The 19,198-nt window shown below is 53.2% G+C and carries 18 protein-coding genes; 13 read left to right on the top strand and 5 right to left on the bottom strand.

Annotated elements, in window-relative coordinates; translation table 11 throughout:
- Positions 1–12 precede the first annotated feature (12 nt).
- Positions 13–585 (bottom strand): 2-oxoacid:acceptor oxidoreductase family protein, encoded by a 573-nt coding sequence (locus PQG83_RS20665; protein WP_312745183.1) that lies wholly within the window; start codon positions 583–585, stop codon positions 13–15.
- 259 nt (positions 586–844) lie between these two features.
- On the opposite strand from PQG83_RS20665, the gene PQG83_RS20660 reads away from it, so the two are divergent.
- From PQG83_RS20660 to PQG83_RS20645, 4 genes are all read left to right on the top strand, one after another.
- Positions 845–1,333, top strand: a complete 489-nt coding sequence (locus PQG83_RS20660) for a hypothetical protein (RefSeq protein WP_312745181.1) — start codon at positions 845–847, stop codon at positions 1,331–1,333.
- A gap of 280 nt (positions 1,334–1,613) precedes the next feature.
- Positions 1,614–4,301, top strand: a complete 2,688-nt coding sequence (locus PQG83_RS20655) for a cation-translocating P-type ATPase (protein WP_312745179.1) — start codon at positions 1,614–1,616, stop codon at positions 4,299–4,301.
- Positions 4,302–4,563: 262 nt separating this feature from the next.
- Positions 4,564–4,788: a type II toxin-antitoxin system HicB family antitoxin gene (locus PQG83_RS20650; RefSeq protein ID WP_312745177.1), complete on the top strand. Its 225-nt coding sequence runs from the start codon at positions 4,564–4,566 to the stop codon at positions 4,786–4,788.
- The gene (locus PQG83_RS20645; RefSeq protein WP_312745174.1) at positions 4,781–4,945 is read left to right on the top strand and encodes a type II toxin-antitoxin system HicA family toxin; all 165 of its coding nucleotides are present in this window, start codon (positions 4,781–4,783) and stop codon (positions 4,943–4,945) included. Before PQG83_RS20650 ends, PQG83_RS20645 begins: the two co-directional genes overlap by 8 nt.
- Positions 4,946–5,185: 240 nt before the next feature.
- On the opposite strand, the gene PQG83_RS20640 is transcribed toward PQG83_RS20645, so the two are convergent.
- The 3 genes from PQG83_RS20640 to PQG83_RS20630 all read right to left on the bottom strand — a co-directional run bounded on the left by PQG83_RS20640 (position 5,186) and on the right by PQG83_RS20630 (position 7,184).
- Entirely contained in the window at positions 5,186–5,713 is a 528-nt protein-coding gene (locus PQG83_RS20640; RefSeq protein WP_312745172.1) for a hypothetical protein, read from the bottom strand.
- 59 nt (positions 5,714–5,772) lie between these two features.
- Entirely contained in the window at positions 5,773–6,246 is a 474-nt protein-coding gene (locus PQG83_RS20635; RefSeq protein ID WP_312745170.1) for a hypothetical protein, read from the bottom strand.
- Positions 6,247–6,350: 104 nt separating this feature from the next.
- On the bottom strand, positions 6,351–7,184 hold the full coding sequence (locus PQG83_RS20630; RefSeq protein WP_312745168.1) for a sensor histidine kinase: 834 nt from the start codon (positions 7,182–7,184) through the stop codon (positions 6,351–6,353).
- 859 nt (positions 7,185–8,043) lie between these two features.
- Between PQG83_RS20630 and ychF the strand changes: the two genes are divergently transcribed.
- The 9 genes from ychF (at position 8,044) to rbp (ending at position 18,646) form a co-directional block, all read left to right on the top strand.
- Positions 8,044–9,114: a redox-regulated ATPase YchF gene (gene ychF, locus PQG83_RS20625; protein ID WP_312745167.1), complete on the top strand. Its 1,071-nt coding sequence runs from the start codon at positions 8,044–8,046 to the stop codon at positions 9,112–9,114.
- Between the two features lie 246 nt (positions 9,115–9,360).
- Positions 9,361–9,717, top strand: a complete 357-nt coding sequence (locus PQG83_RS20620; RefSeq protein WP_312745166.1) for a PepSY domain-containing protein — start codon at positions 9,361–9,363, stop codon at positions 9,715–9,717.
- Between the two features lie 104 nt (positions 9,718–9,821).
- A complete protein-coding gene (locus PQG83_RS21120; RefSeq protein WP_376753617.1) occupies positions 9,822–9,899 on the top strand; it encodes a hypothetical protein in 78 nt (25 codons plus the stop codon).
- Between the two features lie 235 nt (positions 9,900–10,134).
- Positions 10,135–10,812: a heavy metal response regulator transcription factor gene (locus tag PQG83_RS20615; protein ID WP_312745164.1), complete on the top strand. Its 678-nt coding sequence runs from the start codon at positions 10,135–10,137 to the stop codon at positions 10,810–10,812.
- A 3-nt stretch (positions 10,813–10,815) separates the two neighbouring features.
- Complete coding sequence (locus PQG83_RS20610; protein WP_312745161.1) at positions 10,816–12,246, top strand: sensor histidine kinase; 1,431 nt, start codon at positions 10,816–10,818, stop codon at positions 12,244–12,246.
- 52 nt (positions 12,247–12,298) lie between these two features.
- Entirely contained in the window at positions 12,299–13,501 is a 1,203-nt protein-coding gene (locus PQG83_RS20605) for an efflux RND transporter periplasmic adaptor subunit (RefSeq protein WP_312745159.1), read from the top strand.
- An 83-nt stretch (positions 13,502–13,584) separates the two neighbouring features.
- A complete protein-coding gene (locus PQG83_RS20600; protein ID WP_312745157.1) occupies positions 13,585–16,701 on the top strand; it encodes an efflux RND transporter permease subunit in 3,117 nt (1,038 codons plus the stop codon).
- Positions 16,702–16,735: 34 nt separating this feature from the next.
- Positions 16,736–17,998, top strand: a complete 1,263-nt coding sequence (locus PQG83_RS20595) for a TolC family protein (RefSeq protein ID WP_312745155.1) — start codon at positions 16,736–16,738, stop codon at positions 17,996–17,998.
- Positions 17,999–18,301: 303 nt separating this feature from the next.
- Positions 18,302–18,646 (top strand): RNA-binding regulator, encoded by a 345-nt coding sequence (gene rbp / locus PQG83_RS20590; RefSeq protein WP_312646836.1) that lies wholly within the window; start codon positions 18,302–18,304, stop codon positions 18,644–18,646.
- 88 nt (positions 18,647–18,734) lie between these two features.
- On the opposite strand, the gene PQG83_RS20585 is transcribed toward rbp, so the two are convergent.
- Positions 18,735–19,154, bottom strand: a complete 420-nt coding sequence (locus PQG83_RS20585) for a hypothetical protein (RefSeq protein ID WP_312745153.1) — start codon at positions 19,152–19,154, stop codon at positions 18,735–18,737.
- Positions 19,155–19,198: the final 44 nt, after the last annotated feature.

Genomic DNA, 19,198 nt, shown 5'->3' with positions numbered 1-19,198 from the left:
TCCTTGATTGCATTAGACCTTGGCCAGATTTGCCGCAACATAGTCATACACCTCTGCAGCCACCGCCGCATTCAACTCTCCAATCGTTCCCGGAAACTTCTCTGTGATCGCCTGATTCACGGAAGCTTTGCTGACTTCCCCGGTCAGGGCCGCGTAACCGGCCACCATCCCGATATTGGCAAACGGTCGCCCAAGATGTTTCAGGGCCAGATCGGATGCCGGAAGCGTATGCATCTGCATTTCGGGATGTTGAATGACAAAGTCCCTAAGATGAAGCGCGTCAACATCTCGTGTGGAATTAATCAGAACAAAGGCTGACATAGCCAATCCGGCAAAGACATCCACCTGATGCAGCAGGGTGGAGTCCTGTATGAGCAGGACATCCGGATGATAGACCGGCTCCCGACTGCGAATCGGTTGGGAATCGATCCGGCAGAATGCCGTGACCGGCGCACCGGTCCGTTCAGATCCAAAACTGGGAAAGGCCTGAGCTTCCTTCCCATCCCGGAATGCCGCTAACGCAAGCAGCTCCGCAGCAGTCACCACGCCCTGCCCTCCTCGGCCATGAATACGGATTTGGATCATCGGCCTCCCAACAATTCACTTGAATGTAATCCTGTCGCTAGCACTCACTAATAATGTATTTGGCAAGAGATATGCCTTATTTTTTGGGAACTTGAAATGATCGATATAACTAGCAAAACCTCAACAATCTTCAATAGGCCGAGTACGCTTCGCTGGAACATTGGGGAAAAGAGGTACAGTCAAAATCATTAGTCATGTAGAATAATGCCCCAGTTGATTTCTTAAACGAACAGGTATTGAAAAAATAAGGAGACTCCAGTTGGCATCTTTCCCTTCATTCTCAAAAAATCTTTGCCGGATTACACTCGTGCTCTGGATAGTCAGCGCAGGCCTGCTGGGCTGGTTTTTTTTTCAAGGGGCGACCACCCCTTCAGCCGATGGGCGAACTGTTGTGCATCTTGCTCCAACCGAACGTGACTTTATCCTGACGGAAATGCGGCAACTGCTCCAGGCCGTGCATGGCGTCGTAACGGGCCTGAGCGATCCTGACCAGACCCAAGGACATGCTCAGGCTGCAGCGGCGGCCCGTTCGGCCGGAATGAAAATGGCCGTAGATGACAATCCTTCACTCATGCTTAAACTTCCTCTTCCCCTCAAACAGCTTGGAATGTCCGTACATCGGGATTTTGACGAATTGGCGGATGCGATCAACGGGGGTACGACATCACAGGACATTCTTCAACGCCTGTCGACTATCACGACCAGATGCCTGGCATGCCACAAGATGTATCAAATTAAAGAGGGATAGCTTATAAGTTTCACCGGCCAGGCACGGCTTGCTAAATGCGCTGAATCATCAATAAGAAGCACCCATCCTAATAAGGATATGTCATCCTGAGTGGAACGAAGGATCTGGCTAAGGTGTGACATCTCAACCAGGGCACAGATCCTTCGCCATGGTCTCAGGATGACCACGACTAATCTGATCACAGATTATTCGTCCCATTTGTAATTGATGAAATTAAAGTTATGACGCCACGCAGACTCACCAATGTTCCAAACACTTCTGAAGACACATTCCAGCCAAGATGACCAACACACCCAACAATAGAGCGGAGACCCCTCGCGCATCGCCAAGCGACACGGTCTGGCATACTCTTTCTATCCCGGATATCAGTCAACGGCTGGAAGTCGATCCTTACACGGGGCTCAATGCCGGAGAAGCCCGCCGCCGGTTGCAACAACATGGCCAAAACACCATTCCCGAACATCGCCAGCGTAGCCTCGCGCGAATCTTCGTTGATCAATTCACCGATTTTATGATCCTGGTGCTCATTGGCGCCGCCATTGTCTCGGGCATGTTGGGGGAGCGTCTGGATGCCCTGGCGATTGTCATCATCGTGGTACTCAACGGCATCATTGGATTTGTGCAGGAATATCGGGCGGATCGCGCCATGCAGGCTATCAAGAAGCTCGCCACGCCTACAACGCGCATTCGACGTGAGCAGCAGATCGCCTCGCTCTCCACGCTTGATGTGGTACCGGGCGACATCGTCCTGCTGGAAGCCGGAGACCTCATTCCTGCCGATCTTCGATTAGTCGAAGCCATTCAACTCAAAGCGGATGAATCCGCGCTCACAGGCGAGAGCGTTGCGGTAGACAAACAGACCGACCCGCTGGACGACCCGAAGCTTCCCCTGGGTGATCGACGGAATATGGCCTATAAAGGCACGCTCCTGACATATGGGCGCGGCACAGGGATCGTCATTGGCACAGGCCAAAAGACCGAGCTAGGACAGATCGCGTCGCTCCTGCATAAGGACGAAGACATCAAAACGCCTTTGCAACAACGCCTGGCGGTGTTTGGACGACGTCTCGCGCTGGCCGTTCTGGCCATCTGTATTGTGTTGTTTGCTGTGGGCGTCTGGCGAGGTGAGCCGCCGGTGCTCATGTTCCTAACGGCCGTGAGTCTGGCCGTGGCCGCAATTCCTGAAGCCTTACCAGCCGTCGTCACCATTTCGCTGGCTCTGGGTGCGCGGAAAATGGCCCGCAAACAGGCGTTGATCCGTCGACTGCCCGCTGTGGAAACCTTAGGCTCCGTCACTTATATTTGCTCCGATAAAACAGGCACGCTCACACAAAATTCCATGCGTGTGGAGCAGATGTCGGTGGCCGGGAACGTATTGCGCCCTTCCGCGTGTAGACAACCCGACAGCGACGCCGACCTCCACAATCCCATTCATCTGTTTTTTCTGGGGTTGGCGCTCAACAACGATGCAAAGGCACAGACCGAAGGCCAAACCCTGGGTGATCCCACCGAAGTGGCCTTGTATCTGGCGGCCGTGGAGGCCGGGTATGACAAAGGCACATTAGAGACCACCAATCCCCGCATAGAAGAAATCCCCTTCGACTCAGACCGCCAATGCATGACGACAATGCATCGCATGCCGAAGGGCACCATCTCTTTTACCAAAGGATCGCCAGAAAAACTTCTTCCGCTTTGCCAATCCATGCTCACACAGACCGGCCCTGTGTCACTAGACATCGATAGTCTATTAGAGCAGGCCGAACAGATGGCCAATGAAGGCTTGCGGGTGTTGGCGGTGGCCTATCGGCAATGGGATCAAGCACCCACGGAAATGACTTCCTCGACTGTCGAACGCGAACTCACCTTCCTCGGATTTGCCGGCATGATGGACCCGCCACGGAAAGAAGCCGCCAAGGCGGTCGCCCTCTGCCAATCGGCAGGAATCACCCCCGTCATGATCACCGGCGATCACCCCGGCACCGCCAAAGCCATTGCCTCACGCGTCGGCATTATCAATAAGGACACCAAGGTGCTGACCGGCCAGGAATTGGAACACCGTTCCCCTGAAGAACTGGCGCAACTGGTTGAGCATACCCGGGTCTATGCCCGCATTACCCCCACGCAAAAAATTGCCATCGTCAAAGCCCTGCAAAACAGAGGAGAGTTTGTCGCGATGACCGGTGACGGGGTGAATGACGCCCCCGCGCTAAACCAGGCCAACATCGGCATCGCGATGGGGCAAACCGGCACCGACGTGGCCCGGGAAGCCTCCGACATGATTCTGTTGGATGATAACTTTGCGACTATTGTCACTGCTGTCCGGGACGGACGCCGGATTTATGACAACATCCGCAAATTTGTGAAATATACGATGACGAGTAATTCCGGAGAAATCTGGACGATTTTCCTGGCCCCCTTATTCGGCCTGCCGATTCCCCTGCTCCCGATTCAGATCTTATGGATCAATCTCGTCACCGACGGCTTACCCGGCCTCGCTCTCGCGATGGAACCCGAAGAGCGCAACATCATGCAGCGCCCTCCCCGCCCGCCGAATGAAAGCATCTTTGCCGGTGGCCTCTGGCAACATATCTTGTGGGTAGGCCTGCTCATGGGCGGCGTGTCGCTGGCCACCGAAATGTGGGCTTATGAGACCAATCTGGCGCAATGGCAGACCATGGTGTTCACCGTCCTCACCTTGTCCCAGATGGGACATGTGCTGGCCATTCGTGCAGAACAGGATTCATTTCTGCAGCGAGGGCCGTTGAGCAATCAATGGTTATTAGGGGCCGTGGTACTCACATTCGCCCTTCAAATGGCCACAATCTACGTGCCATTTTTCAATCCCATCTTTCATACGATGCCGTTAACTCTGAACCAACTCGGCCTCTGCCTCATCCTTTCAACAATCGTGTTTTTCGCCGTTGAATTCGAAAAATGGGTCAGACGAATTTTATTTTCCTTTCCGTAATCTGGAACGTGTTTCGTCATCCCACCAGTTCATTAGCTCACTTTGAAAGGAACATAGTGGATTAGCCGCTTGACATGATCTTATCCGTGGCCTAGCCTTAACCAACTTTCCCATCCAAATTCTAAGAAGCGGAATGTCGTGGTCTATTGTGAGAAAATTCACGTCCTTCGGAACGATCCGGCCAAATACAAACAAAAGAATACAATCGTGATGTCCAGATGTTTAGTGGTCATTTAGTCTCAAATAACGAGGAGGAAAAATAATGGGGACAAGCAGCTATACTGCGGTTGTCGAAAAAGAGGGCGATCTGTATGTGGCCCTTTGTCCTGAGTTGGATGTGGCCAGCCAGGGAACCACCGTGGAAGAAGCGACAGCTAATTTGAAGGAAGCGGTAGAAATGTTCCTCGAATGCGCGGATCCTGACGAGATCGGGCGTCGTCTTCACACCGAAGTGTATGTGACGCGATTCGAAGCCGCACATGGGTAAGCTGCGGGTTCTCTCTGGGAAAGATGTCTGCAAAATACTCCAAAGACAAGGATTTTCTGAAGTACGCCGACGGGGAAGCCACATTATCATGCAGTGCCGCACTGACGCAGGAACAGTCACAGTGCCGGTCCCGGATCATACAATGCTTGCCATTTGAACGTTCCGTTCCATCATTCCGCAGAGGGGTCTGGTCCGCGAACTCTTCGAATCTTGATACACCCCATTTTCGACATTAAAACTGCTTAATAGGTATCGCAATCATCGTCTTGTTCTCCGTGAAAAATCGGTCAGGTGACACAGCTGGGTTGGCCCGGCCATAACCACAGGGGTTAGACTTTCAATAATGCATGTGGGGTTTCCTCGCCCTGGCAGAAAGCGGACCGGGGTCAATTACCCTCTATTTGAGTGGCTGGTGTCTGAAGAACTTCCCGGTCTCAGCCTTAATGAGCGTGCTCCTGCCTTCCGCCTGATCACTGACAATATTCCAATAGGGGCCTTCGCTTTTGGTGCCTTGAAGCATGACATGAAGGGTCAACATGGCTCTGCGCTTCCCTTTGAGCCCTTTCTTTTTCGCTTCTGCCATCGCCTGGTCACTATCAATAAAGTCTCCAGCCATCGCATCGGTGAAACTCGGCGACACTTCAGTTGTTTGGTCAATCTTGCCGCCCTTCACGTCCACCTTGTAACTCTTTTTCCCCTGAGGTGAATGGAAGAGAAAGCTCCATTTCTCCGCGGTGCCGTCAATATTTCCTGAGATGGTGATGATTTGGACCAGGACCGCGTCCGCCTGCCATTTGACTGCAGACGCTTGCGCTTGCCCAAGCCCGGCCTTGGCGGTTTCTCCACCCGCCAAGGCCGGGGACGAACCAAGAAACGAGGCGATCAGGGTCAGAAGCGGGAACAGGATGCATTGTTTCGGTTTCATAGGAGTTTCTCCTTCAAGGGCCTTGCTCAGAACACCGTTAAGACCTTCTCGCCATTCCCTCACACAGTTGCTTCAGTCGAGCGCTGCCCCAGTATCGCATTGAAGCGTAGACACGTTGCTTCACAGGACGCCCGATGGTGACCTTCTGCGATATCTATCATCGTTCCATCCTGAATCGGGACGCGAACATGAAAGTATGGGGCACCTTCATCGTCAGTTGACTCGACCACTGTTGCAGGAGCGATGTCGGTACGCGCCACAATTCTTTCTTCCTTCCTGAACGGGAAGCGCCATGTAATGAAGACGGGTGAATCTGATCGGACGGTGACTCGAAGGCAATGTTTGCTCGTGGAATATACGGTGAGACCCACCGCACCGATCCACAAGAGCGCCATCGCGCCAGTGACGATGATGGGAGAATAGCCGAATGGTGCCCCGTCGCGGATAAACACATATGTCATAGCCGCAACAAGCACCAGGAAAATGGCCGAAAAGCCCCAAAGAAACGCGGCGACGTTGTTGCGAAAGGTCATAGCTAGGCCGACTCCCAACTCAAGCCTACACCTGTCTGGGCCGCCACCGGGAGCCGTGAAGGGAGCTCATGCTGTGAGCGCCACGACCAGCCCCGGCATACGGGTCAGTCCCTGCGCTCCTTTCCCTCTTGCGGACCTGATTGGGTCATCCCCGATCCATGCACCGCTTCCCGGTATTGTGGAAGACGAAAAGAGAAACAGGCCCCCTGGCCAAACACGCTCTCACACCAAATCTGTCCCCCCACCTTCTCGATCAGTTCCTTCGCGACCGCCAAGCCGTACCCTGTTGACGGCTCTCCTGCCGTGGGCCTCGGAGTGAGTTGAATACCGGGTTGAAAGAGTTTGGCCTGGTCTTCCAAACTCAGGCCGGGACCTTCATCGCGAACACGACAAATCACCCAATCATCCTGGGGCTCCACTTCTACCCAGATCCGCTTCCCGGGTGGTGAGTACTTCACCGCGTTCGAGAATAAGTTATCCAGCGCGGCGGCCGTCGCCACCCGATCCGTCCACACCGAAGGAACATCCGCAGGGGCTACCGAGAGACACTGAATCTGTTTTTGATCTGCAATGCGTTGATAAAAAAGCCTGAACCGCTGAGCCATGATCGGCAGTTCCACCTTTTCGAAGCGCAGCGTCGCATCCCGTCCTGTCTCGGCATTCACCATTTGACTGACGGTGTGCGTCATCAATTGAGTGGCATGCTGCAACGCTTCCAATCCGGTGCGAACCTGGTCGTCCGGATGTTTCGCCAGCACTAACAGGAGCAATTCGACTGTCCCCCCTACCACGGTGAGAAAGTTATTCAATGCATGGGCGGCAAAATGAACAGCACTTTCACTGACGACCGGCAGTTTCTCCAGGTCATACAGCACCTGCTCCAATTCCGCCCGGGCCTTGAGGATGCCCGACACAATCTGATTCTTCTCCTCCTGCATGAACTTTCCTCCCTGCGATGATGGGCAATCTTCCCGGAGTCAGCGAAACTCAAACAATCTCAATCCTGATCCGCCTCCCCTGCGGAATGTTGTTTTCCTCAATATCATCAGGTCCATTTGGATTTCATGATGAATGCAGTTGAATCTCTTGTGCATGACAATAATGAATCAACGGTGCCGCCAGGCTTTTCCGCATTTGTTCTCCTGCCCACATCTCAATGCGTAACGACTGCACAGCTTAATCAATTTTTCTTCAACCACCGAATTAAGTCAAGAAAAAACAAGCGGTTGCCAACTTGGTTTTGGAAAGGAGAACGCCCAAAAGAGCCGTTCCTCCTCTCCTCACCAATTTCAAGAACTACCCGTTTCGAGGGACACTTTGTTCGAATCCGGAGTTGGCTGAAACCGTCATGGCCAAACCTTCACGGCAACAGTTGATTGGCTTACCCTTTATTAAAAAACCTCCATCCCCTCTCTGCACAAGCCCCTTACCATGCTTGTTCTGATTGCAAGATGCATTGTCCATACGGTCTTCCTACGGCCAGGCCGTCCCCTGGATCTCTGGACAAATGACCTGAAGTGGATTTTCAAAAATCGATACGCACCGTTATCCTTTCGAATACAGTGGAGTGATCACATTCAAAACTTGCTATTCTGAAATCAACGGCACATGCCGCTTCCTTCATGCCTGAATCGATCGGTATACAGTTTTCTGTTTCAATTTACAGGTAGGGTACGGAGAAACGGCAGAAAAATTATTCACCTTTCGAGAAATTTTACGACGAGAGCCCGAGCGCATACGTATAGGCCTTTTGGCTCAAGGACCTGCAGGCTTTTAATTTGATACCTTGCATCTCCTATGGAAATTGGCATCGTCGGTCTACCCAACGTCGGCAAATCTACGATTTTTAACGCGTTGACCTCTGGCAACGCGGCCGCATCGAACTATCCGTTTACGACTATCGAGCCCAACGTCGGTGTCGTGGCCGTTCCTGACGCGCGTCTTGGGCGCCTGACCGAGTTGGTCAAACCCAAGAAAACCGTGCCAACCTCCTGCCGTTTCGTCGATATCGCCGGTCTGGTAAAAGGCGCCTCTCAGGGCGAAGGGCTGGGAAATAAATTCCTTGCGAATATTCGGGAAGTCGACGCCATCCTTCACATGGTGCGACTCTTTCAGGATCCCGACGTGGTGCACACCATGGGCGGCGTGGACTATCGTCGTGATATCGAGGTGATTGAAACTGAATTAATGCTTGCGGACCTCGACAGTCTCACCAAACAGTACGACAAGGTCACGGCCAAGGCGAGGTCAGGAGATAAGGCTTCGAAAGAGGCCCTTGTGGTGCTCGATATTCTGAAGAACGGTCTCGAAGCGGGTAAACCCGCGCGAGCCCTGGGCCTCGAGCCGGAAATCCTCAAGAATTTTTTCCTGCTCACCACACAGCCCGTACTCTATGTCGGGAATACCGATGAAAATCCGGATCCGGCCATCCTTGCCGATTTTCAGGCATTCGCGAAGGAGCGCGGCTCGGAATCGGTCGTGATCTGTGGCAAACTCGAAAGCGAAATCGCCCAGTTGTCCGGCGAAGACCGGGAAATTTTCATGAAAGATTTGGGCATGGAGCAGAGCGGCTTGGAAAAGGTCGTCGTCGCCGCGTATAAAACACTCGGGCTCTGCTCGTTCCTCACCTCCGGAGTGCAGGAGGTTCGAGCCTGGACCATTCCCATCGGAGCCAAAGCGCCACAGGCCGCCGGCGTCATCCACACCGATTTTGAGAAGGGCTTTATCAAGGCCGACATTTACGCCTTCGAGGACATCGACAAATACAAGTCGGAAGCCGCTCTGCGTGAGAAGGGCCTGATCCGCTCGGAAGGGAAAGAATACGTCGTCAAAGACGGCGACGTCTGCCATTTCAAGTTCAATGTCTAGACCGGCTTTTCCTTGCCGCCATATTGGCGCGCACCTTCGGATTTAACCGACACCGCATTTTCCCCTCCCAATAGCGACCTTTCCGCCCTTCCGCGTGCGCTGACCAGCGCCTATCTTGGCTCATGTTATCCTCTCGAGATGAAGAATCTTTCATGTCCGCTTCATATCGTCTTCATGTAGACAGTCTATGCTGTATTCATGAACAGCCGGTTGCTTTCTTTAATTTTTCACTAAGGAGGATGTCTCATGAAGCCGTTACACGCATTCAGTTTATTGGGCACCTTAGCGTTGTTATTGAGTTCGGTTGGATTGGCCATGAGTCATGATGGCAAAGACAAAGCGGCCGTGGCCAACCTGACCACGTCGGTCACCATGGAAGAAGCTATCAACACTGCGACGACTCAATTTCCAGGTAAGCTGCTTGAAGCCGAGATGGAAAGTGAAGACGGGAAGGTAATATATGAGGTCGAGATCGTCAATGCCGCCGGAGAGATCAGGGAGTTTGAGATTGACGCCCAGTCGGGGAAAATTCTGAGCTCTGAACTTGAGGACGAGGAAAGGCACGAGAAGGGCGTTTCTCACCAGGATTCTGGAAAATCCTAAGAGAACGGCAAAGGCCCCGTGCGCAAGAGGGCATGGGGCCTTCTCTCGTTTCCCCACACTGACGACACACAGGAGAAATCATGTTTGAGTTACGATGACATCCCATGTTAGTTCATTTCCCCATCGCCTTGCTCTTTACCAGTGCGCTATTTGATGCCGCAGGAGCCAGTTTCAAATCATGAGAACTTTCGTAACGGCGCGTTTTTATGGCTTCTTATTCCCGGTCTTTTCGGAGGGGTGGCTGCCGCTATGGCTGACAATCGGGCAGAGGAAGCTGCTGAACAGGCCGGAATTGCCGAATCGATGATTGGGGCGCACCAGATACCTGCCTTCGTGACTTTGGGATTTACGAAAGTCCTTCTATAATGTGCCGAAGAACATACAACCCTGCCGATTTTTATTTTCAGTGGGAAACCCATGCGTATTCTCTTAGTGGAAGATGATTCAAGTGTGTCCGGATTTATCGTGAAAGGCTTGCGGGAAGAGCAATATGCTGTGGATCTCGCCACCGACGGTGAAATGGGATTGGCCATGGCCGAGACGACGCACTATGACGTGATCATTCTGGATATTATGCTCCCCAAAATGAACGGCATTGACGTCTGCCGCCGGCTTCGAGCGAAACGCCACGCGACCCCGATTCTTCTTTTGACCGCACGGGAGGCTGTTGAAGATCGAGTGAACGGCCTGGATACAGGCGCAGATGATTATTTGACGAAACCGTTTGCCTTTGCCGAATTATTGGCACGTCTGAGGGCGCTTCTCCGTCGTGGCAGTGGCCTCCCCACACCTCGCCTCACGATCGCGGACCTGGAGCTGGATCCGGTGACCCACCGTGTTTCACGGGCAGGCCAAACCATCACTCTGACCAATAAAGAATATTCACTATTGGAATATCTTATGAGAAATGTGGGACGGGTTTTGACCCGAACGGCCATTACCGAACACGTGTGGGACATTCACTACGAGTCCGTCACCAATATTGTGGATGTGCACATTAAAACCTTGCGCAGCAAAATGGATCGGGACTTTTCTCCACAGTTGATCCATACGGTGCGGGGGATCGGCTATGTCTTAAAAATCCCGGAGGCCTAAATCATGCAGGCCTTTCGCACCCGCATACGTCGTGTGTCCTTAGGTTTTATTGTGATCCTCCTAGGCCTCTTCAGCCTGATCCTGTACCTGGGACTATCCACAATTTTACACCGCCATATCGATGGAGAATTGGTTGCACTCGCAAAGGAGGAAAGCCTCCGCGTGGACCTGGCGACCGACCATGTTCGTGTGTCTTCCCACCGGAAACATGAAGAAGAATTAGAAGAATTTGATGACGAAGATGAGTTACAGCAGGCTATCCGCTATAGCGCTATTCTGGATTCCGCCGGCCGTATTCTCTGGAGTGGGCAGAGCACAGAGAACCGTCTTCCTGTAACATCCCAACTGATTATGCAGGTCCTCAATGGAGAAACGGTTTTTGAAACCTTTCACAAGCCGGATCATCCGCCCATTCGCCGTATCTCAATTCCTCTCATCATCGAAGATCACGGGCGATTCATTTTACAAACGGAAAAATCCTTGCAATTTGTTCAGGAAACCCTTCAGTGGTTGGCGTGGCTACTTTGTGGCACCTCCGCGATTTCCCTCCTGTTTGCTTTATGGGGAAGCGGACGTTTGGCCGATGAAGCCCTGTCACCCGTCAAGGCATTGAGTCAGACAGCGGAAACCGTGTCCGGGCAGACGCTTTCCACACGCCTCACACTCAGCTCGCCCTACGCCGAATTTCAACGCCTGGCCCACACCTTTAACGGCATGTTGGACCGCTTGCAGCAGGTCTTCGAAGGACAACGTCGCTTTGTGGCCGATGCGGCCCATGAACTGAAAACCCCGTTAACGGCGATGAAAGGCAATTTTGAGGTCAGCTTGCAACGGGCACGGTCGGCAGAGGAATACCGGGAGACCATCCTCTCCAACCTGGCTGAAGTCGACCGACTCACCGCCATGACCAAATCCCTCCTCACCCTGGCACAATTCGCCGGCGATCGCCCCCCACTCGTCTTGCAAACCCTTGCCCTCCAGCCTCTTGTTAAAGAAATCGTGAGCGAGTTGTCGGTGTTAGCTCATGAAGGCGGTATCCATCTGCAGACCGAGTTTGAGCCTGTTCCTCCTCTCATGGGAGATGCTTCACAGCTCAAACAAGCCCTGATCAATCTCCTGGATAATGCGCTCCGGCATACACCGTCAGAGGGAACCATCACTGTTCGGGTCCGGTCTCAGGATAGATCGATCCGGTTATCTGTGGAGGACACCGGGCCGGGAATTAATTCCCAACATCTTCCTCACCTTTTCGGGCGATTCTATCGAATTGAACAGGCACGGGATCGCCAATCAGGAGGAACAGGACTGGGGTTGGCGATCGTCAAGGAAATTATCGAAGCCCACGGAGGAACTATTCATGCACAGAGTCAAGTAGGAAAGGGCACCATATTCACGGTCACACTCCCAACCTGGGAAGAACCACGACTCACATGAGCACCATGATAGTATTTTATTGTAGGAAATTTTTTGTCCACATGGGTCATTCATGAAGAATCTGAATCATAGACACTGGAGATGTCTGCTTGTGTTTGGTTTTATCGGGCTGTTCACGATGGGATGCTCCGACACCCAGCCACCAACTGGCAGTCTACCGGACACAGACGTGACGGCTTCCTCCCCCGATCTCTCTCCCTCTCCGGGACAACCCCTTCACGCGGACCATGTCCCTGAACAAGCGCGTCAACGAATCCGAATTGAAGAAGTGAAAGAACGCCTGACCCCGCATTCAGTTTCGGCGCCGGGTCATGTCGCCCTTGATCTCTCCCACGTGGCAAAGGTTTCCTCCCGCATCCCCGGACAAGTGGATAAGGTGATGGTGCAATTGGGGGATCGGGTGAAAAAGGATCAGCCGCTCGCGGCCGTCGAAAGCCTTCAATTGGATGAATTAGTCCAGGAATACCTGGTGGCCAAATCCAAATTGGATGTGGCCTCCAGCAATTTTAAGCGAACCAAACAACTCCTGGCTGAAAACATTATTTCTCAACGTCGGTTTCTGGAAGACCGTGGTCACCAGATTGAAGCCCAGGCGGTCTATCAACACGTCCGGGAAAAGCTCCTGAATATGGGGCTCAGCCCACAGGAACTCCAACAAATGGAGCATGGGAGCCATTTGGAGGGCCACAAATATTTGCTCCGGGCCCCTCTTAGTGGAACCGTCGTGAATCAAAAAATCGTGCTGGGCCAGGGCGTAGCGGCAGGAGACGAGTTCTTTGAAATTGTGGATACCAGTCAGGTGTGGGTGTTTGCCAATCTGCCAATCGAACATGCCCGTCGTTTCAAGGAAGGCGATCAAGGGGAGGTCCTTCCCCGTGGTGGAGAGGCCATCACCGCCCGACTCACCTATATTGCTCCGGTCGCAGATGCCACCACCCGCACCATCCGCGTGCGATTCGACGTTGAGAATTCAAAAGGCCGGCTAAAGCCCAATGAATATGTGGACGTGCGGCTGATCGATCAACAACAGCCCGTCTTATCCATTCCTCTGTCGGCCTTGACGATGGTAGAGGGGGTGCGCGGCGTGTTCGTTCAACGGGACAACGGATACGATTTCGTGTTTGTCGAAACCGGCCAGGAAGGCGGGGGACTTGTGGAAATCAAACGGGGCTTGAAGTTAGGAGAACACGTGGTCACCGAAGGTGTCTTCGACCTGAAAAACGCCATTATGAAACCCTCCATCGAGGGGGAGTAGGACGTGAGAAGTAAAAAGTTGGTTGTGAAAAGCATCCCTCTGAACATTTCACCTTTCCCTTTTCACACTATTGAGCCCTGTTAATGGAGCGTCTTCTTACCCTCTCGCTTCGGTATCGGTTTTTTACCCTCGTTGCCCTTCTTCTGGTGATCGCCTCCGGAGTATGGTCCCTGACCAATCTCACGATCGACGCCGTTCCAGATCTCACCCCCGTCCAGGTGCAGATCCTCACCCGTTCCCCCGCGCTCGGGCCGATTGAGGTGGAACAATTCATCACGTTTCCTATTGAAACCGCGCTAAACGGGATACCGGGATTGCAGGAAGTGCGTTCGGTTTCACGGTATGGACTCTCCGCCGTGACCGCAATTTTTGAGGAACACCTTGATCTCTATTTTGTCCGGCAACTCGTCAACGAGCGTCTGGCGTTAGCGACTGAACGCATTCCCGCCGTCTATGGGCGCCCAATGATAGGTCCGCTATCAACCGGCCTGGGTGAAGTCTACCAATTCACACTCAGAGGAGAAGGACACAGTCCCATGTTCTTGAGAACGCTTCTGGAATGGGATATCGGCAGGCGAATCCGGACCGTTCCCGGCGTGGTAGAAGTCAATATTTGGGGCGGAGAGACCAAACAATTTCAAGTGGTCGTCGACCCCAGCAAACTCCTGGCATTCAATCTTACATTACAGACGGTGTTTGAAGCACTCGAACAAAACAATGCCCTCGCTGGCGGCGGTTACATAGAACATGAGCGGGAACTCTATCTCATCAAAGGGGAGGCCCTGGCTTCGACGCTTGCCGATTTAGAACAAATCGTCGTGAGTCATGGTCCGGGTGGTGTGCCCATTTTCGTCCGGGATATTGGAGAAGTCAAAGAAGGCGCCGCCTTGCGGATAGGCGCGGCCACGCGGATGGGGGAGGGAGAAACGGTCATCGGGATGGTGCAAATGCTGGCAGGCGCCAATGCTCAGCAGGTCGTCGAACGGGTGAAGGAACGGATCCAGGAGATTCAAGCGACGCTTCCACCGGGTGTCCTGATTGAACCCTATTATGACCGGACCCTTTTTGTTTCAAAAGTCATCAACACCGTCACAAATAATTTACTCGAAGGGGGTCTGCTGGTCATCGCGATTCTCTTTTCGTTTCTAGGAGACGTTCGGGCCGGATTGATTGTGGCGTTGGCCATACCTCTTTCCATGCTGATGGCTTTTACCGGCATGTATCACGCCGGCATCTCCGGAAATCTGATGAGCCTGGGGGCGATTGACTTCGGACTGCTGGTGGATGGATCGGTCGTCATGATCGATAATATTCTGCGAAAGCTCGGGAACGTCACCGGCCAGTCGAAGGAGGACAAACTGGCAACGATTCAGAGTGCGGCACGGGAAGTGTTAAGACCCATTGTGTTTGCGGTCGGCATTATCATCGTCGTGTATCTTCCCATTTTGTCCTTGGTTGGGTTGGAAGGCAAAATGTTTCGGCCCATGGCTATGACCGTCATTTTTGCCCTGGCCGCTTCACTCCTCTTTGCGGTAGGAGGCGTGCCCGTACTGGCCTATTGGTTCGCACGCGCCAGGCCGAATCATGAAGAAACCTGGCTCATTCAACATGCCCGGCGACTGTATCAACCCTGGTTAGACCTGTCTTTGAACCGGCCGGCATGGGTCGTGATTCCAGGCATCGTGCTGTTTGCCCTCAGCCTCGTGATCGGATCGCGTTTAGGGATCGAATTTGTTCCCCGATTAGAAGAAGGCGATATGGCCATTCAAGTGTGGCGCCTCCCCAGCGTCTCCATGACCGAATCAGTGCAAACGGCCTTGGAGGTAGAACGGGCATTGCGAAAATTTCCCGAAGTCGTCCAGGTGGTGACCAGAACGGGAAGTCCGGAAGTGGCCACGGACGTGATGGGCATTGAACTATCTGATGTCTTTGTTGTCCTCAAGCCGCAAGACCAATGGACCACGGCCACCTCCAAAGAAGCGTTGATCGACGCATTCAAATCGGTTGTTCTTGAAGCGGTTCCCGGGGTTGGTCTGAGCTTTACGCAACCGATTGAGATGCGATTCAATGAACTCATTGCCGGCACCCGTTCCGACCTCGCTATCAAAATCTTCGGGGAGGATCTGGAGGTCTTACGCCATCAAGGAGATTTGGTGGCACGTTCACTCGAACAGGTGCCAGGCGCTGCCGATGTGAAAGTGGAACAAGTGACCGGCGTCCCCAGGATTCGGGTGATCGTGGACCGTGATCAAATCGGGCGATACGGGTTGACCGCCAAAGACGTGTTAACCATCATTGAAACGGCACGAGTGGGCCAGACGGTCGGAACCGTCTTTCAGGGACAACGCCGTTTTGATCTGATTGTCCGCCTCTCAGACAATGCCTCGGCCGGGCCGGTGGCGCTTGGCAATCTCCTGATCCCCACCCCGCATGGGGAACTGGTTCCGTTGTCCCGCGTAGCCACCATCAGCGTCGATGAAGGGCCTGCGCAAGTCAGTCGACAAGATATTCAACGCCGGCTGGTCGTCGAAGCCAATATCCGTGGTCGGGATTTGGGTTCCTTCGTCACCGAAGCCCAACAGACGATCAGAGAGCACGTGACGCTCCCGCAGGGATACTACCTTGAATGGGGCGGACAATTTAAACATCTCGAAGAAGCGTCACGCCGACTGGCCGTCGTGGTGCCGATCACCTTACTGCTTATCATCGCCATTCTTTCGGTGATTTTTGGAACAATTCGTCCGGCCTTCCTCATATTTTTGAATGTGCCCCTTGCTCTGTCGGGCGGTATTTTTGCTCTTTGGATTCGAGGCCTTCCGTTGAGTATCTCGGCGGTCATCGGTTGTGTGGCCCTCTTCGGGATTGCGGTCTTAAACGGTGTTGTATTGGTAAGCCGTATCCAAAGACTGGAAACCGGAGGGCTTCCGACCCGGGACGCTGTGGCACAGGGAGCCATGGATCGACTTCGCCCTGTCTTGATGACCGCCCTCGTCGCCAGTCTTGGGTTTTTACCGATGGCCGTCGCCACCAGTATGGGAGCCGAGGTCCAACGGCCTTTGGCCACAGTCGTGATCGGCGGTTTGATCACATCCACGGCCTTGACCCTATTTATTATTCCAGCGCTGTACGGCACCGTCTGCCGTTCCAACAAACAACCAGCCTTACCCCATCAGTCTCACACCAGCACCACCTCAACCTGAGCAGGATGGTGTTGTCACAAGAAGGGAACATGTCATGTGGTTCAAACAGATCATTTGCCTCATTATGCTATACGGTCTTTGCTGGCAACCCGTGTTGGCAGCGACTGACACCACACCCCAGGCTGCGGCCCCGACCTATAGCCTGCAAGATATTCTGGGCATGGCCTTAGAGAAAAATCCCCTTATGAGCGAAAGTGAGGGCGTCATCGAACAAAGGGAAGGAGACAAAATCTCTGCCTCCGCTTATCCCAACCCCACGCTATGGATACAGAGTGGACGTGGAACCGTCAAAGATCCTACCGGCATTACACTCACTGAACGGTATGCCACCCTCTATCAGCCCATCGAATGGCCGGGAAAACGGGCGGCACGCAAACAGGCAGCCCAGGCAGGATTGGACGGAGCCCTGGCCTCAAAAGAAGAAGCCAAACTGAATTTGATTGCTGCAACCAAACAGGCTTTCTATGACCTTTTATTCGCCGAACGTCAAACGGAGACGGCCATCCAAAATGTTCGGACGATGGAAGAAGTCCAAAAAGCCGTGATTCGTCGCGTCGATGCCGGTGAAGCACCCCCTTTTGATGCCGTGAAAGTCAAGGTAGAGAGCATGAAAGTTCAAAAAGAGGTCGCCCGAACCAGGGGTGTCGTCCAGTCTATCCAAGCCTCACTAAATAGCCTCACTGCCGGGGCATTGGGGCTTGATTTCTCCATTCAGGGCGATTTCGCCGTCTGGCCTGGAGTCTTACAGCTCGAAACACTCTCGGAGCAGACTCTGGCGAACCATCCCATCATTACTAAATGGAAAAAACTGATAGCACAAGCGCAGCACACCCACCGTCAGGAGCAACAGGCCCGCGTGCCCGATGTGACGCTGAGTGGAGGTTACCAACGAGACGCAGGCCGGGAAGCCTATATCGCTGGGGTCTCCATTCCTTTTCCGGTCTGGAATCAACGACAGGGGGACATTGCCCAAGCCAAAGGCGCCTTGCGGCAACGAGAAGCGAGCCTCCTTCGGGCCAAGCAGGACCTTCTCAAAGGCATCGCCCAGCAGATCCAACTTTCTCAAGCCGCGGCCGCACAAATTGCCACTTACGAAAAAGGCCTGCTCAAGCAGGCACAAGAGGCACTCCGTATCGCCCAAGTCAGCTTTAAATACGGAGAAGCCAGTCTGTTGGATGTGCTGGATGCTCAACGGGTCTTGCGGCAAACACAGGTAGATTACGCGCAGGCCAAATTCGATCTCTCGATTGCCCTGACCGAACTGGAACGCGTCACCGGCGGAACCGTACAACCGTGAAGCATCCCGGTTATGCGATCCATTCCGGATAACACCATCCGATCTACTCATAGGTAAAAGTGCCATTTTTCCGCTACTATCTTTTACTTCCCTTGTGTGCTACGATTTTTTAACTCATCGCCCTGGGCTTAGCTTTGAGAGTTCAATCACTCAAGCCCGTAACCGGTGTTGTTTAGCCCGAGAGAATAACTCGGAAGTGTCTGACCTGAGTGGCGTGGAAACAGCGTCCGTGGCCTACCCCTTCCAAATGTTTTACCCTTCTCGAGCATCAGACAATATCATCTTTTTAAAAGGAGGAACCCCATGGGTTCAAAATTGTATGTAGGTGGGTTGCCGTATTCAGCGACTCAAGCAGAATTAACCGACCTGTTTTCGGCACACGGCACCGTCGAATCAGCTAACGTCATTAGCGACAAATTCACCGGCCAATCGCGCGGGTTCGGATTTGTTGAAATGTCTACCGGAGAGGAAGCACAGGCCGCAATTGCAGCATTGAACTCTACCGAGTTTGGTGGCCGCACATTGACGGTGAACGAGGCCAAACCCCAAGCTCCACGAACCGGTGGCGGCGGAGGAGGCCGTGGTGGATTCGGTGGCAGTGGCGGAGGCGGAGGAGATTTTGGAGGAAAACGGCGCAGCCGATTCTAACGATCACTCTAAACGTCTGATAATAAGGGAGAGGTCTTGTGACCTCTCCCTTTTTTTTATTCCATTCCCGGATTTCAGATCGTTATCCTCAGGATCTCACCATGATGACGGCAGACAAAAGCACTCCCAACCCTAACAACAGGGTCAGTCGGCCAAGCAGCGGGGATAATCGGAGCAGGAGCTTTTCGCCAGCTGATAGTTCTGAAGCAGCCATGCTCTTCAGGGTGCGTACTTTTTGTGCCATTATCCGGTCGTGACTGAAGGAAACCACCGCTAACAGGAACACCAGTATCAATTTCGTGAAGACAACAGGTGGCCAGGAGGTAAGCGGAGCCTGGAAATTGATGACATTTCCAAGAAGGACCGATCCCGTCACCACTAGAATGAATAGGGCGCTCCATACGAGCGTTCTGAATCGACGAGCAAGGCTTATAAATCCGCGTTGAGCGGTAAGAGGGTCGGAGTCCTGTCTCATGAGGGGCACTGCGACAAGGGAGAGGAACAGCATCCCTCCAATCCAGAAGGTTGCTGCAATCAGATGAGTCCAGACCA

Origin of the sequence: Candidatus Nitrospira neomarina (genome assembly GCF_032051675.1) — a bacterium.
In the GTDB taxonomy this organism is placed as follows: Bacteria; Nitrospirota; Nitrospiria; order Nitrospirales; family UBA8639; genus Nitrospira_E; species Nitrospira_E neomarina.
Note: the sequence above shows the minus strand (reverse complement) of the source record. Positions and strands in the feature narration are given on the sequence as shown.

What these genes read in the sequence shown, in the direction of transcription:
- PQG83_RS20605 (WP_312745159.1), top strand. Translation starts at nt 12,299, where the DNA reads ATGAAGAATCTGAATCATAGACACTGGAGATGTCTGCTTGTGTTTGGT.
- ychF (WP_312745167.1), top strand. Translation starts at nt 8,044, where the DNA reads ATGGAAATTGGCATCGTCGGTCTACCCAACGTCGGCAAATCTACGATT.
- PQG83_RS20645 (WP_312745174.1), top strand. Translation starts at nt 4,781, where the DNA reads ATGGGTAAGCTGCGGGTTCTCTCTGGGAAAGATGTCTGCAAAATACTC.
- rbp (WP_312646836.1), top strand. Translation starts at nt 18,302, where the DNA reads ATGGGTTCAAAATTGTATGTAGGTGGGTTGCCGTATTCAGCGACTCAA.
- PQG83_RS21120 (WP_376753617.1), top strand. Translation starts at nt 9,822, where the DNA reads ATGTTAGTTCATTTCCCCATCGCCTTGCTCTTTACCAGTGCGCTATTT.
- PQG83_RS20615 (WP_312745164.1), top strand. Translation starts at nt 10,135, where the DNA reads ATGCGTATTCTCTTAGTGGAAGATGATTCAAGTGTGTCCGGATTTATC.
- PQG83_RS20595 (WP_312745155.1), top strand. Translation starts at nt 16,736, where the DNA reads ATGTGGTTCAAACAGATCATTTGCCTCATTATGCTATACGGTCTTTGC.
- PQG83_RS20640 (WP_312745172.1), bottom strand. Translation starts at nt 5,713, where the DNA reads ATGAAACCGAAACAATGCATCCTGTTCCCGCTTCTGACCCTGATCGCC.
- PQG83_RS20600 (WP_312745157.1), top strand. Translation starts at nt 13,585, where the DNA reads ATGGAGCGTCTTCTTACCCTCTCGCTTCGGTATCGGTTTTTTACCCTC.
- PQG83_RS20620 (WP_312745166.1), top strand. Translation starts at nt 9,361, where the DNA reads ATGAAGCCGTTACACGCATTCAGTTTATTGGGCACCTTAGCGTTGTTA.
- PQG83_RS20650 (WP_312745177.1), top strand. Translation starts at nt 4,564, where the DNA reads ATGGGGACAAGCAGCTATACTGCGGTTGTCGAAAAAGAGGGCGATCTG.
- PQG83_RS20630 (WP_312745168.1), bottom strand. Translation starts at nt 7,184, where the DNA reads ATGCAGGAGGAGAAGAATCAGATTGTGTCGGGCATCCTCAAGGCCCGG.
- PQG83_RS20585 (WP_312745153.1), bottom strand. Translation starts at nt 19,154, where the DNA reads ATGCTGTTCCTCTCCCTTGTCGCAGTGCCCCTCATGAGACAGGACTCC.
- PQG83_RS20610 (WP_312745161.1), top strand. Translation starts at nt 10,816, where the DNA reads ATGCAGGCCTTTCGCACCCGCATACGTCGTGTGTCCTTAGGTTTTATT.
- PQG83_RS20635 (WP_312745170.1), bottom strand. Translation starts at nt 6,246, where the DNA reads ATGACCTTTCGCAACAACGTCGCCGCGTTTCTTTGGGGCTTTTCGGCC.
- PQG83_RS20655 (WP_312745179.1), top strand. Translation starts at nt 1,614, where the DNA reads ATGACCAACACACCCAACAATAGAGCGGAGACCCCTCGCGCATCGCCA.
- PQG83_RS20665 (WP_312745183.1), bottom strand. Translation starts at nt 585, where the DNA reads ATGATCCAAATCCGTATTCATGGCCGAGGAGGGCAGGGCGTGGTGACT.